The organism is Calyptranema fuscum S582 (assembly GCF_055793305.1).
The window spans coordinates 1-13,924 of sequence record NZ_JBSLYH010000089.1 but is presented as its reverse complement, the minus strand read 5'-3'; the positions used below and the strand labels follow the sequence as shown (position 1 = coordinate 13,924).

General features: G+C 45.4%; 12 protein-coding genes. 5 read left to right on the top strand and 7 right to left on the bottom strand.

Annotated elements, in window-relative coordinates:
* Positions 1-831: ATP-binding protein (locus ACR6Z4_RS31035; RefSeq protein WP_479721224.1), on the top strand; the 831-nt coding region annotated here is incomplete at its 5' end.
* Positions 832-979: 148 nt separating this feature from the next.
* On the opposite strand, the gene ACR6Z4_RS31030 is transcribed toward ACR6Z4_RS31035, so the two are convergent.
* The 6 genes from ACR6Z4_RS31030 to ACR6Z4_RS31005 form a co-directional block, all read right to left on the bottom strand.
* A complete protein-coding gene (locus tag ACR6Z4_RS31030; protein WP_479721223.1) occupies positions 980-3,157 on the bottom strand; it encodes a CHASE4 domain-containing protein in 2,178 nt (725 codons plus the stop codon).
* A gap of 177 nt (positions 3,158-3,334) precedes the next feature.
* Positions 3,335-6,298 carry an L-glutamate gamma-semialdehyde dehydrogenase gene (gene pruA, locus ACR6Z4_RS31025; protein WP_479721225.1) on the bottom strand — a complete coding sequence of 988 codons (2,964 nt, stop codon included), beginning with the start codon at positions 6,296-6,298 and terminating at the stop codon, positions 3,335-3,337.
* A 399-nt stretch (positions 6,299-6,697) separates the two neighbouring features.
* Entirely contained in the window at positions 6,698-7,606 is a 909-nt protein-coding gene (locus tag ACR6Z4_RS31020) for a hypothetical protein (protein WP_479721222.1), read from the bottom strand.
* The gene (locus tag ACR6Z4_RS31015; protein WP_479721221.1) at positions 7,599-8,246 is read right to left on the bottom strand and encodes a hypothetical protein; all 648 of its coding nucleotides are present in this window, start codon (positions 8,244-8,246) and stop codon (positions 7,599-7,601) included. The genes ACR6Z4_RS31020 and ACR6Z4_RS31015 overlap by 8 nt, the downstream gene beginning before the upstream one ends.
* 261 nt (positions 8,247-8,507) lie before the next feature.
* Positions 8,508-9,365, bottom strand: a complete 858-nt coding sequence (locus tag ACR6Z4_RS31010; protein WP_479721220.1) for a restriction endonuclease — start codon at positions 9,363-9,365, stop codon at positions 8,508-8,510.
* A gap of 38 nt (positions 9,366-9,403) precedes the next feature.
* Positions 9,404-9,652 (bottom strand): hypothetical protein, encoded by a 249-nt coding sequence (locus ACR6Z4_RS31005; RefSeq protein ID WP_479721219.1) that lies wholly within the window; start codon positions 9,650-9,652, stop codon positions 9,404-9,406.
* A gap of 454 nt (positions 9,653-10,106) precedes the next feature.
* Here ACR6Z4_RS31005 and ACR6Z4_RS31000 point away from each other — a divergent pair, with 454 nt between their 5' ends.
* From ACR6Z4_RS31000 to ACR6Z4_RS30985, 4 genes are all read left to right on the top strand, one after another.
* Positions 10,107-10,238, top strand: coding sequence for a hypothetical protein (locus ACR6Z4_RS31000; protein ID WP_479721218.1), 132 nt, complete (start codon positions 10,107-10,109; stop codon positions 10,236-10,238).
* Positions 10,239-10,615: 377 nt separating this feature from the next.
* A complete protein-coding gene (locus tag ACR6Z4_RS30995) occupies positions 10,616-11,185 on the top strand; it encodes an antibiotic biosynthesis monooxygenase (protein WP_479721217.1) in 570 nt (189 codons plus the stop codon).
* Positions 11,186-11,196: 11 nt separating this feature from the next.
* Complete coding sequence (locus ACR6Z4_RS30990; RefSeq protein ID WP_479721216.1) at positions 11,197-12,210, top strand: glutathione S-transferase family protein; 1,014 nt, start codon at positions 11,197-11,199, stop codon at positions 12,208-12,210.
* A gap of 331 nt (positions 12,211-12,541) precedes the next feature.
* Positions 12,542-13,201 (top strand): Coq4 family protein, encoded by a 660-nt coding sequence (locus ACR6Z4_RS30985; RefSeq protein WP_479721215.1) that lies wholly within the window; start codon positions 12,542-12,544, stop codon positions 13,199-13,201.
* Between the two features lie 106 nt (positions 13,202-13,307).
* On the opposite strand, the gene ACR6Z4_RS30980 is transcribed toward ACR6Z4_RS30985, so the two are convergent.
* A complete protein-coding gene (locus ACR6Z4_RS30980) occupies positions 13,308-13,472 on the bottom strand; it encodes a hypothetical protein (protein WP_479721214.1) in 165 nt (54 codons plus the stop codon).
* Positions 13,473-13,924: the final 452 nt, after the last annotated feature.

Sequence of the window (13,924 nt, the reverse complement as noted above, 5' to 3'; positions counted from 1 at the left end):
ACTCAATCTGGGCACGACTTAGCGACCCTGGCACGTAAGATTGAACCCCATTACACCTGGGATGACCTGGTGTTACCCAGCTCTCACACAACAGAACTACAAGACATTTGCAAGCAGGCAACCTATTACTCCTTAGTTCAAGAAGAATGGGGATTTAACCAGAAACTATCTCTGGGCAAGGGATTGACCGTTTTGTTTGCAGGGCAACCTGGAACCGGAAAAACCATGGCAGCCGAAGTGATTGCCCATGAATTGCAACTCGACCTTTACAAAATTGATTTATCGCAGATCGTCAGCAAATATATTGGTGAAACTGAAAAAAATCTAAATCGCATCTTTACGGCTGCCATGCATTCCAATGCCATCCTTCTATTTGATGAAGCCGATGCCCTGTTTGGTAAGCGATCGGAGGTCAAAGATGCCCACGATCGCTATGCCAATATTGAAACAAGCTACTTGCTGCAAAAAATGGAAGAGTATGAAGGAGTGGCAATTTTGACGACCAATTTGCAAAGCAACATGGATGAAGCATTTACTCGACGACTCCGCTTCATCATTGAATTTGCCATGCCAGGTATGAAAGAGCGATATCGAATCTGGCAGCAGATTTTCCCGCCGCAAGTGCCTTGCAGCTCAGATTTAGACTTCGATTTTCTGGCACGTCAGTTTGAAATTTCAGGCGCTGTCATTCGTAATATTGCGTTAAGAGCTGCCTATCTCGCTGCCGATGAAGGAAGCTCGGTGAAAATGTCCCATTTGATGCAATCCGTCCGACGGGAATATCAAAAAATGGGCAAGATCCTCATGGCAGACGCTTTAGGCGATTTCTAGAAAAGGTCATCCCAGCAAGTCGTAGGGGCGAAGCATTCGGATCATGATTTTCGCCATTGACCAAAGACTATCTAACGAAGGCTTCGCCCTTACAGGGGGAACTCTCTCTACACCGCGTACTTCACGCCCTTAAAAACCGTATCGTGTCCTATATCCATCGTTTCAAGATGGCATCCAGTTCTGCCATGAGAATCGGTTTACTGAGGTAATCATTCATGCCAGCTTCCAGACACTTTTCGCGATCGCCCTCCATGGCATGAGCCGTCACCCCAATGATGATAATTTGATTGAGGGGGGCTGTGCTGTGACGCAACTGCTGGGTTGTTTCATACCCATCTAAAATAGGCATCTGGCAATCCATTAAAACAATGTCATACTCTTGCTCTGCCAATCGGGTAAGCGCTTGCTGCCCATCACTAACCACATCCGCATCATAACCCAACCGTTTTAACATTCCTAACAACAGTTTTTGATTGACCAGCGCATCTTCTACAACCAAAATTCGGGTTGTCGATGCAGGTGTTGGATTTGTAGTATCAGGACTGATCAAAACGTTTTCCGAGTGCATTGATTTAACTTGACCTAACACAACTGTAAACCAAAAAACAGAGCCTTGACCTAAAGCGCTTTTAACCCCAATCTCGCCTGCCATCAGCTGCACAATTTTTTGACAAATTGCCAACCCTAAGCCAGTGCCCTCATAATGGCGCGTCAGTGACGAATCAACCTGGGTAAAGGGTTCAAATATCCGGGTTTGATCGGCAGGGTCAACGCCAATCCCTGTATCTTGGATGCTGAAGCGGAGTTTGACCTCTGCTCCCTGACTAAATTCGTCAATTTTTTCTATTTGCAGCCGAATTTGTCCAATTTCAGTAAATTTTAGAGCATTGCTCATAAAATTCATCAAAACTTGTTGCAATCGTTCAACGGGACCGATGAGCTGAGTCGGAACATCAGGGGCAATGTCTGTGGTCAGGCATAAATGTTTAGCAGCCGCCTGATACTGAAACAGATCGATCAGCTCATCAGCCAATCGTCGAACGTCAAAGGGTTTGGCATACAGTTTGAGTTCTCCTGCCTCCAGTTTAGATATATCTAAAATGTCGTTAATCACCGACAGTAAGCTATTTCCGCTGCGCGTAATAATTTGCACATATTCTTGTTGTTGGGGCTGAAGGGGTGTCCCTTCTAATAAAGACGAATAGCCCAGAATCGCATTCATGGGGGTGCGGATTTCGTGACTCATATTCGCCAGGAATTCACTCTTGGCAAGATTTGCCACATCTGCCGCTTCTTTACTGAGCCGTAAGGCTTTGGCTTGCTCTTGTAGCTCAGAGGTGCGCTGTTCAACCTGGTGTTCTAATTGTTCGTTAAGCATGGCCAGTTGTCGGCGATCGTGTTCGATCATCAAGGCTTGCATCAACTGGTGAAGTAACACACAGACCGCAACACCTGAAACTATCCCAACAATTAACAGAGACACCCCCAAATAACGTAGGCTTAACAACCCCTGTTGATAGATCCCGCGAGGCATATTGACGCGCAAAATTAAGGCAGGCGCACCAAACACATCTGAGATCAACCCATACCCTGCAATCTGGCTGGAATTCAGCGGTTGAATAAAGGGGACATTTGATTGCTTTAACAACGCTGCATATGCAGGTTGCAAATCGGGCAGTGAAGGTACATTTTTTACGGGATACAGATCGATATCGACCTGCGTCAATTTTTCTAATCGCTCGATCTCCGTAGTATCGAGGTAACGTCCGAGCCAGAAACTGCCACGACTGGGGCCCTCATCCAAACTATTGAGGATTTGACTGGACGCAATTAAGATGGGACCTTCTGGCAGCATCAGAACCCCAAACGGATCGTCACCCCGGCTAAATCGACGCACCAGACTTGCATCCAAACGACCTGCATGACTCAATTTTTTGGGCAAAGGAAGTGGTTGTCCCGTTTGCCAATCTATACTTTTACTGGAAGCAATCTGATTAGACAGAGAAACCAAGAAAACAAGATTTAGGTGAAGATTTACCAGCGCAGAATCACTCAAATTTAAATCCGTATAACTGGGATCGCGCTCCTTCATAAACACGTAGGTATCATCCCAGTGAGCATAGTCGTAAGCTTCTGCGTGCAAACTGTTTAGATCGTGGGCGATCGCATCCTGAACCCGTTTAATATTTTGCTCAGTCAATTGAGACTCAGCATGAGCCACACTACTCAATATAATTCTTGCTGAGATAAAATAGAGTAGCCCTGTCAGCCCTAAAACGGACGCACTAACAATAAGGAGTATTCGCAGAATACCTAATCTGGGCATGAGTCAGTACAATACTTGTTGCGTTTTATACAAACATAACAAATTGTTGATTCAGACCGCTACATTTACAGGGAATATTAATAAGATGCAGAGATTTATCCGCCTGTATTTTTTGATGGCAAGTGACGGCTCTGCCGTCACTTGCCATCAAAAAATGAAGTTAGCAATACTGATTCATTATTGCTCTGCACCTTCAATCGGGGCAAACCCCTGACGCTGGATATTTTCTGAAATATGACGTGGTTCCAGGAATTGCAGAAGATAATCGGGCCCGCCCGCTTTAGAACCAACCCCCGAAAGCTTGAAGCCACCAAACGGTTGGCGAGCGACGATCGCCCCTGTGATCCCCCGGTTGATATAGAGATTGCCAACCTCAAACTCAGCTTTAGCGCGATCGATGTGGGATGGTGTGCGGGAATAGAGACCCCCGGTTAGCGCATATAGGGTACCATTGGCGATCGCCATGGCTTCATTGAAGTCTTTTGCTTTGATCACGGCTAGAACGGGTCCAAAAATCTCTTCCTGAGCAATCTTGGCAGTCGGGGAAACATCGGTGAAGATCACTGGTCCGATGAAGTAGCCGGTATCCGGAGTTGGCATTTCTAACGCAACCGTGGCTTCTTCTTTGCCTTTGGCAATGTATGCTTGAATCCGGTTTTGTGCCTGAGCATCAATCACAGGTCCCACTTTGGTGCTGGGTAGTTCTGCTATCCCAACATTGAGCGATCGCGTTGCTTCAACCAGGCGATTGACAAAAATGTCATAAATCGGTTCCAAAACCACCACCCGAGAGCAAGCCGAACACTTTTGACCACTGTAGCCAAAGGCAGAATAGACCACCCCTTGCACAGCCTGATCCAGATCTGCACTTTCATCGACAATGATGGCATTTTTGCCACCCATTTCCGCCACGACTCGCTTAAGATGCCGCTGTCCCGGTTGCAAGATTGCAGCATCGGCATAGATTTTACAGCCGACTTCTTGCGATCCAGTAAACGTAATCATCTGCACATCCGGATGCTTCACCATATGTGCCCCCACTGTAGACCCCTTACTGGGAACGAATTGGAAAACACCCTTGGGAATGCCAGCGTCAACCAAAACCTCTGCCAATTTTGCGGCAATCACGGACGAGGGTTCGGCAGGTTTAAGTAACGTACAATTACCGGCTACCAAAGATGCCACCGTCATACCTGTGGGAATTGCCAGGGGAAAATTCCAGGGAGAAATAATCAGCGAAATGCCTCTGGGCTGGTAGTGATAGCGGTTGGTTTCACCCGTGACATCATAGGCGACCCCTTGAGCCAAACGTTCCATTTCATCTGCATAGAAGCGGCAAAAATCGATCGCCTCCGACACCTCTGGATCAGCTTGTCCCAACGGTTTTCCTGTTTCCAAAACCATCCAGGCACAGAATTCTGCCCGCCGTTGCTCCATCAAATCGGCGGCTTTGCGCAAAATTGCCGCACGTTCTGTTGCCGGGGTCTTACTCCAGCCTGAGAAAGCAGCTTTTGCGGCAGCGATCGCCTGATCTGCTTGCTCAATACTCAGTAACCCAACCGTGCCAACCACCTCTGCCGGATTCGACGGATTCAGCGACTTTACCTGCTCCAGCGTATTGACAAAGTCACCATTTACCAGCGGTAAATAGGCTTTACCCAGGTGCTGCCGCACAGATTGAATCGCAGCTAAATGGCGATCGCGCTCTGCTGCCACAGCATAGTCTGTATCTGCCGCATGATGGAAGCTTGGTTGAGTAGACGGTGCGTGCAACCTTTGCTCAGCATCCAGCATCTGGGGGGGAGCCAGCAATTCCTCAACCGGACGATCTTCTAGATTTTGCCGCAAGAAAGACGTATTGGCAGTATTTTCTAACAAGCGCCGGATCAGGTATGACATCCCCGGAATCAATTCGCCATAGGGACAGTAGACCCGCACCCGGAACCCTTGCTCGACCAGAGCTTTTGCCAGTTTATCTGCCATGCCATAGAGCACTTGCAATTCAATCCGGCGGCGAGGAATCTTAAGTTCCTGAGCAATGGCGATCGCATAGGCTTGAGAACGAACGTTGTGGCTCCCAATCGCGGCGTAAAGAAATTCGTGATTTTCTAATAGCAATCGCGTCAGTTTTTCAAAATTGTAGTCCGTCGAAGCTTTGTAGGAAAAGACAGGTATTTGCCAATCGCGCTGCGCTGCTTTGATCGTTTCCTGATCCCAATATGCCCCTTTGACTAAGCGAATCGTGATCGGATAGCCCCGTTGTTTTGCCCAATCAATTAACCCACGCAAATCGCGTTCCGTGTCGTACAAATATGTCTGAAGTGTGACGCCAATATCTGTACGGGTGCGAAATTCCTCTTCCATCAAAATTTGCTTGAGAATCGCGATGGTCAGATCCTTATAAGCGTACTGCTCCATGTCAAAATGGACAGCGGCACCCAGTTCTTTTGCTCGACGCAGTAAGGTGCGAATGCGATCGCTAACCTTCGCTTCACTTCCCTTCGCATCTAACGGATCAAATTGTGAATAAAAGGCGGTTAGCTTAACGGAGACTTGCACCCTGGGCAACGCTTCACCCTCCGCTTCATCGATCTGCGACACCTTCGACCAGGATTGCGACGCAGCGGTCAATTGCTGCATTAAATCGAGATAGCGATCGAGATAAGACTGCGCTTCGGCTTCCGTAATCACCGCTTCTCCGAGCAAATCGACTGTGAAGCCCATCTTATCTTTGCGCAGTTGCTCAATCGTTTTGAGCACTTGTTTAATCGTTTCACCCGCAATATATTTATGCGCTAGCGTTTCAACGGCAGTCGAAACCGTCGTAGCGGCAACTTGCCCCGGCAGCGAATCTGCACTGGCAAAATTTAGCATTCCCTTCAATGCACCGGGCAATTCGACAGATGCATCGCCCAAATATTCTTGTAAATGGCGGGCAATTTCAACGTTGCTGCGGAGGCTGGGTAAACAGTCAATGAAGCGAAACAATTGCACCCGCAACCCCGGATTGCCCATTGCCCAAGACAATAATTTGTCATCCCAACGCATTTGATCGCGCATCTGGGCGAAAAACGAACGATTCTCCCGTGTGGTGGTTAACAGTTGGCGGGCGATCGCCAGAGTTTTTGATTCGTAAGCCATATCGGAACTTTGCGCAACCACAGGTCTTTGACTCCCTTTCAGAACTTGGAATGAGTGAGCTTAACCTCATTCTTACACTCTTAATATTGTCCTGGTTGGAGAGTCAGGTTGCCCTTAAACTTTGTTAGCTAATCCTCACTTATGCCAATTGCATGCAAAGCCACCTGGAGATGGGCTGCTAAAACAAAGCTTTGCAACGAAACCAACATCACTTGTTCCTACACACGGGCAAAATTACATCGTCATTTACCCATCAACTAAAGATTGATGCAACGCTAGCATGAACTTTAAAAGTGGTGCGTTGTTCATAATTACCGATCACCTCAACCACTTTATCTCTCAGACACCTCAGCGATTGCCCTCAATTTTGCCCTCATCAACAAACTTCCTAAAACCTCTCTAACTTGAAGCGTTTAAATACTCAACATCCTTATCTGACCAAATCTGTATTTCCTCATAGCCAAAATCATAGTCATCAATGGTAAAAGCACGATCTACCCACTTAATGGAATGGTCTAGATCCAAGACACCACGACAGGAACCAATTATTTTCCCTTGACTATCGTAAACTTCTAGGAATTTCGTTTCCTGATCCCAACCGTCATCAACATATCCATTAAGGAGGATAGAATAAGTGTCCTCTCCATCAACAGGAGTTGTCACCACATAAATATCTACTAATCGCGTTTGAGACGTTAAGTAATGATGGTTAAAGGAATCAAGTACATTGATCGGGATAGTGGAAGGCAACCTTTTTACCCTAACAAAATCTAACGTCGGCTGATATTCTTCGGATTCAGAATTTAATTCTAACGATCCTAATTCTAGATATCCTATACAGTTAGGAGATTCGCGTAACCAAGGAAACAATGTCCCCTCTTTTTCCAACTGGCGAAGTTGAAGGATGAATACTTCTTCGTAGAATTGTTTGATACGAGACTTGGCAATAGACATAGAATTATCGTTGATAGGAGGTTTGGAAACAGATATAGAGTTCCCAACCTTGCAAAGAATATATCTGTGTTCATGATCATCAAAATATGACCACATTCTCCTCATTGTGTTATGGACTGGATTATATTTATGGTCAATATCATTCACTCCAGGGACGAACCACGTTGACCAATCACCATTAAACCAACGGATTTGATACGCTATTACTTTTCCACCTAATATTTCTTGATCGATTTGCAGGGAGAGTCCTTGATACCATCTAGAATCTCTTTGAGCTAGAGAAACAATCTCTAGGCAAATATCTTGGGTAGAAATTTCATGGGAAATATAGTCTTTACTACGATGACTAGTCATCAGCCGGTACCCCATCTCTTAAAAGTAATCGATACATCGATAGGCGAAGGCGAAGTGCTAAACCTATCAACTTCTCTATTTCAAGTTTATTAGCGTACACTATAAAAGAAGTATTCCACATCTCGGACGCAGAAGTTAATTCAGGATTATCAAACTCTAGTTCATAAGCGTCATCGATAGGAATCAAGGTTTCTTGAGATTGATACCTATCAATATACTGCTTTGAAGCTGCTTCTATGGTAGTTTCACAATCTCCTGTACTCAAAATATTCGCTACTAATTCTTCCGTGTTACGTTCCCAAACTGCTCCCCAAAAACCATCATTAGTGTCACCATCTCCCCAATTAAATACCATCCGCAACGGTAAAGATTGATGATTTGCATCAATAATGTCAAAGTCAACCCATTCGCATTCTAATCCGCTTAAATGCTCTAAAAGGTCTGCTGGATCATCCCAATCATCATCATCTGCATGTTGTATTGGTGTATTAGGAATGTCTGGGTATTCTGCCATCGTACAGCTTCCTAACAATGAAACCAGACGAACGGGAATCAATATTTCATTATTATTCAATTTCCCTTGAGCTTTCAATGCTTTCTTGAATACGTCTTTGAGAAATTCTGTTATTTCCTCGTTCACCTGATATTTGTAATGTGATAGGCTATTTAGGCAAACTGGCCACATTTTCTTGCTCCTTATAATAGACATCTCCAACTATAAGTTATTTGTAAGCTGTCGTCACAACCGACACTTAGTCAGCTAACGTTTCGGCTGAGCGACTGTAAGTAAACTTTGTACCTCCACTAAGGGCATTTGTCAGTCCGCTCCAGCCGAATTGTTAGACCACGTTCACGTTCTCAAACAATCTGAAGAATTAGTGAAGAGCAAGGAATCTACTCCTCACATAAACTTTGGAATTTCTATCTTCACCCCTGGACATACTTCAATTTCATTCGGCACATCTCGCAGCTCAAATTTTTCTAAATACCTTCCTTGTAACCAATCTTGAACATCATGAATGTCTTTAAGACGCAATAAATTTTTACTACTTTGGGCAAACCATTTTGCATCAGGGGTAAAAGTAGTATTGGTAACTAATACACCTATGTTGAATGGGTGCTGCTGAATTACTCCATAAAGATCTCTAACATCTTTAGGACCAGTCTTTTTCTTTGGTGTTCGATGATGCTTTGCTTGAATTGCCATCAAATATGGAAAAGACGAAATTTTTGACCAAGCAACAATATCGATACCCCCGTCTTTATGATACGTATGTCCACCAACTCTCTTAACTTCAAAACCCATTTTATCTAGCCGTTCACAAATAATTTGCTCAAAAATATCTGGCGATATTCGATAAATTTCTTGAGGATCACGAATCAGAGTACTTAATAATTCTTGGGTAATATCTTGAAAATATACCTGAGTACTTTCTAGCTGAAGTGGAGTTTGACTTGGACGTAAAGTAGCGAGAAGAGTCCTCAAAAAGGAATCAGTACCATTTGCCTCAACCATGCGAATTGCTTCTTCAAGCCATCCTTCATGAGAAATCTCGTCAACTCTAAATCCAAGAGTCTCACGCAAAGTTCCTCTAATGCGGAGAAGAGAAATACGAATTCCATCCTCCTCAATAAGTTTTTTCTGAATCTTTATCCATTCTGTATCACTACAGAGGTGGTCAGTCTGTTCAAAAGTTTTCAGCTCACCGTTAATAAGTCTACTAAAAGGTCCAATCCCGGCATGTATAGGGTTTGACAACCAATTACGAAGCTCATTGGGTGTGAAGGATCGCCCATCTACACTGTAAGAGACATAACATGCCGAAAAGCTTTAGGCACTGGTTTAACTGCTTCTCTCCAAACTGACTTTAGCCATCGCTTCTCATCCTGATAAAGATTGAGTCCAGGTACTTTGCCATCTAATACTTGATGTACTGTCCAATCAATATCTGAACCAGTTAAAGTTCCAGCCAGAACACTATAATCAAACTCAAAAATCCACTCATCGCCCAATTCATTTAAATATTTTGATATGTAAATTTCCATACAAACAGACTTTCAGAGCTTGCATTTGGACAATGTTGACATAATACCAATGCGCTAAATACTTACCCATCTTTTATATAGCGCTGTGCAGGTTGATTCAGTACGGTGTTATGGGGCGCTCCGTGCCCCACAACACCGTTGCTGTACTTAACGAACTTGCATACTGCTATAAGAATACAAACACGGTTCAAGCACTCGCTCAAAAGTAAATAGGACTGTCATTCCCGATGGATGAGCGGTCTAACTATTCATAGACTGAATTTTTCTGCCTAAGATCCCATATAGGGTGATTAAGTGGAAGATTTCTGCCTAAGATCCCTCATGAGGTGATTAGGCGGAATAATTCAGTATAATCACCCGCCAAATAGGCAATGGGGAAAGCTCAGTTTTTATTTAGACTTCAGCGATACATGGTCTGTATGCCATTCCTTCAACCTCAACCCCGAAAGGTTGCTTGATCACGTCCGAGGATGCGAAGACGACGATGATTGATACCCATGTGTTGAGTCGGAGTGGGCATAGGGTGCGCAGTCCATTGGCGGATGCAGAGGAGGGCGATCGCCTTAATTTTATGCGAGAGAGGTAGAACAGCGATCGCCCAGTCACAACCGACCCAAGTATCTAAGATCTCATGTGAAGAAATGCGGGTGAGGAGCAAGACGACAGCTTTACTAGATGACTTAGGATCCTTACAAAATCAAAACCCAAAACTTTTTGGGGAGAGTGCGGCAGAGCCGCACTCTCCCCAAAAAGTTATTCAAGTTATTTTTATGAGGATCCTTAGTCGTGGGCAGTGGTAAGCCGCTATATAGTTTTGGTAGTCCTCAAATGGCGTTCTATAGCGTTACATGCTCAGAACTAGAATAATGGTGTGTTGAGACGTGGTGTGCTGCATCTCAATACACCCCATGTTCTCACTCGATAGCATCCGGCTCTACTCCAAAACTTATCCTCAGCTCCAGCATGAATCAGCAATCTGACCCGATCACGTTAGTTATTTCAGAAGTGGTTGACCCTCATCGCATTCCAGCCTATGAAGCCTGGACAAAGGGATTTAACCATGCCGCTAGCCAATTTGAGGGATTTTTAGGGGTAGAAGTAATTCGACCGCGTGACCATGAACATTCTGAATATGTGGTGATTGTCAAATTTGATAATTACACGCACTATCGCCATTGGATGACGTCTCCAACCTATCAGGAGTGGATGGCAAAGTCTCCTGATTTGGTTGCGGCTAGATCGTTGCAAGAATTGCCCGGAGGGTTAGAACTCTGGTTTACATTACCTAAAAATGCACCCCGAAAATTACCACAACCTGCCTATTATAAAAAGGTGATTCTTGGGGTATTGGCAGTTTATCCCCTGATCTTGCTGGCAAATGCCGTTTTAAATCCCTTCCTCAACAGATTACCTGCTTTATTGGGGTTGTTGATTTCGGTCTTTTTTGTGTCCGCGTTATTAACCTATCCCGTTATGCCCTGGCTGACACAGGTGCTCAGCTTTTGGCTTTATCCTTCACTACCGAGGCGCTAAGGCGATATATTATGCCACAAACCAGTCTGCCATCTCAAAAAAAATCGATTCCACCGAAGCTGATTGTTCGACTGGGAAAATTTGTCTGGACAACGCTTTGGCAAATGATGATGGCAAAGCTGGCTCCACGCGATCCACTCGGTGCCTACATTCGTCCGGAAAGCGAATTTCGTCAGACCGTAAGCCGGGATGCCACTAGTCTTTATCCAGCGGCTGCGGGACGATACAAATTGATTGTGGGTTTGGGTTGTCCGTGGGCACATCGAACGCTAATCGTTCGGGCATTGAAAGGGTTAGACGCCGCGATCGCCCTTGTCGTGGTGTCGCCATCGGCAGATGGCATGTGGGTGTTTGACCGAGCGGATGAGGGTTGCCACAGTTTGCCCGAACTCTATCAACTGGCAAAGCCAGGGTATGGCGGACGATGTACGGTGCCTGTTTTGTGGGATAGCCAAACCAAAACCATTGTCAATAATGAAAGTGCAGAAATTATCGTTATCCTCAACGCCGAGTTTAACGAATTTGCGCAGCAGCCTCAGTTAGATTTATATCCACCCGATTTACAACCGCTAATCGATCAATGGAACTCAGATATTTACCAATCGGTAAACAATGGAGTCTATCGCTGTGGATTTGCCCAAACCCAACTGGCTTACGAACAAGCGTGCAATGAACTGTTCGCGATGCTGGATAAGATCAATACCGTTTTAGCAACGCAGCGATTTCTTTGTGGCGATCGCGTTACCCTCGCAGATATTCGTCTATTTACAACGTTATTTCGGTTCGATATTGTTTACTATGGGTTGTTTAAGTGCAACCGTTTTAGAATCCAAGACTATCAACACCTGGGTGCGTACCTGCGCGACTTATATCAACTACCTGGTGTCGCAGAAACGTGCAATTTAGACGCGATCAAACGAGATTATTACGGTAATCTTTTTCCGCTGAATCCCGGTGGCATCATTCCTCTGGGTCCAGATGTGGTGAATTTGTCAGCCGCTCACGGCAGAGAAGCACTGGGCTGATCGGCAGCAACTAAATTTTATTAGAGCCGAAGATTTATGGTTGAAAGTGTGGCGACGATGCGCTTCCAACCATAAACGTCCAGACTATATTTAATTTGTTATCCCAAGCAATGCCCATGTTCATAGAGCAACGCTGAATGTGGGAACGCTGAATGTGGGGAACTTGATCTATTACCCACAAATCCAATCACAGAGACCCAACGTATACTTCATAGCCCATGGTGTTGTTCTAGAGCTGTTGTTAATGTTTGGAAAGGCTCGCAGTGCACGCATTTCCAAACATTAACAACACATTTGAAACACGACCCTTACCCATTAACGAGGTTTACTGATGCGATCTATCTCAGAGGAATTGTCCACGACTGACCAACTCAACGCCATTCAGAGTTTTGTGACGCTAGCGCAAAATCCAGCAACCTTTTCAGCTATTTACGATCTAGATGAAATTTTAAGAAAAACAGAACTGAGTACCCTGTCGCTTGAGTACCTTAGCTCACAACCCGACGTGGCAGCCATTATTCAAGAGCGCTATTTAGCCCCTATTCCTGACCTCGACGCACTTTTAACCTATCCTCAAGAATCGTTGGGATATGCCTTTGCAGCGCACCTCAACGCCAATCAATTTGATCCAGAGTTTTATCGCAAACGCCCTGTGGTAGATGATCTGAGTTACATCATGCTGCGTCGCAGTCAGACGCATGATATTTGCCATGTGGTCACAGGGTTTGGCACTGACCCAGCCGGAGAGTTGGCGCTACAAGCGTTTCAGATGATACAGATGCGATCGCCAATTGCGATCGCCATTCTGACCGCAGGCATAATTAATGGACTGGAGTCTGTTGATTTACAAACCCGGTTACATCACATTCATCGGGGTTGGCAAATGGGATTTGCCGCAAAACCCTTAATGGCGCAGAAATGGGAAGAAGCCTGGGAAAAACCCTTGAGCCAATGGCGATCTGAGTTGGGTTTGGAGGTAAGCATGGCTTAATCCAGCAATCAAATTGAGTGTAGGTGCTACGCTTCGCGCAGCACCCACACCAAGCTTGATCGATCCAATCAGCAAGGCTGGTTTAGAGGGCAATACTGATTCAACGTCAGCTAGCCGCAACGCAAGTAAAATCAGCGGCTGTGATGTAATTGGCAGAAACGCCTTGCAATACTGCCAGTGGATCATTGCCGACGCTAATCAACGTATTGTTGCCCTGTTGGCTAATCGTCAACTGTTTGAACGTCAACCCGGCGGTTACTGCGATTTTCAATCGCTTAAAACCAGGTTATTTTTGTGAGAGCCGCGCGGAGCGCGGCTCTCACAAAAATAACTATGGCTTACTCAAGCGCAAAGCGCTGTAACCCTAGTTTGTCCTGCCCATTGACACAATCCTGGATGGTAAGTTTGCCTGCGCCTTTTTGTATCGCAAAAGTATCACGTTGCTGTCCTCCCCAAGCGCGATCGCTGTACTATCGAGGTTTCATACAGCCATTTCAATTGATTAAGCCACAGATTTTTTGTTGTGTGCCTCGCGGAGCGCGGCACACAACAAAAAATCTAACCATATTCAAGCGTGAAGCGCTGTAGGTTCGGCAGGGCGTCGTCGCCACGCTACCAAGATTCTGGCGATCGCAGTTATGGCAGCCACAAGGCTGGTTCGGACTAGGGCGCGGGGGCATGCCCCCGGACAGGGATTCCACCCCTGCATCCCGTCCTAATGAA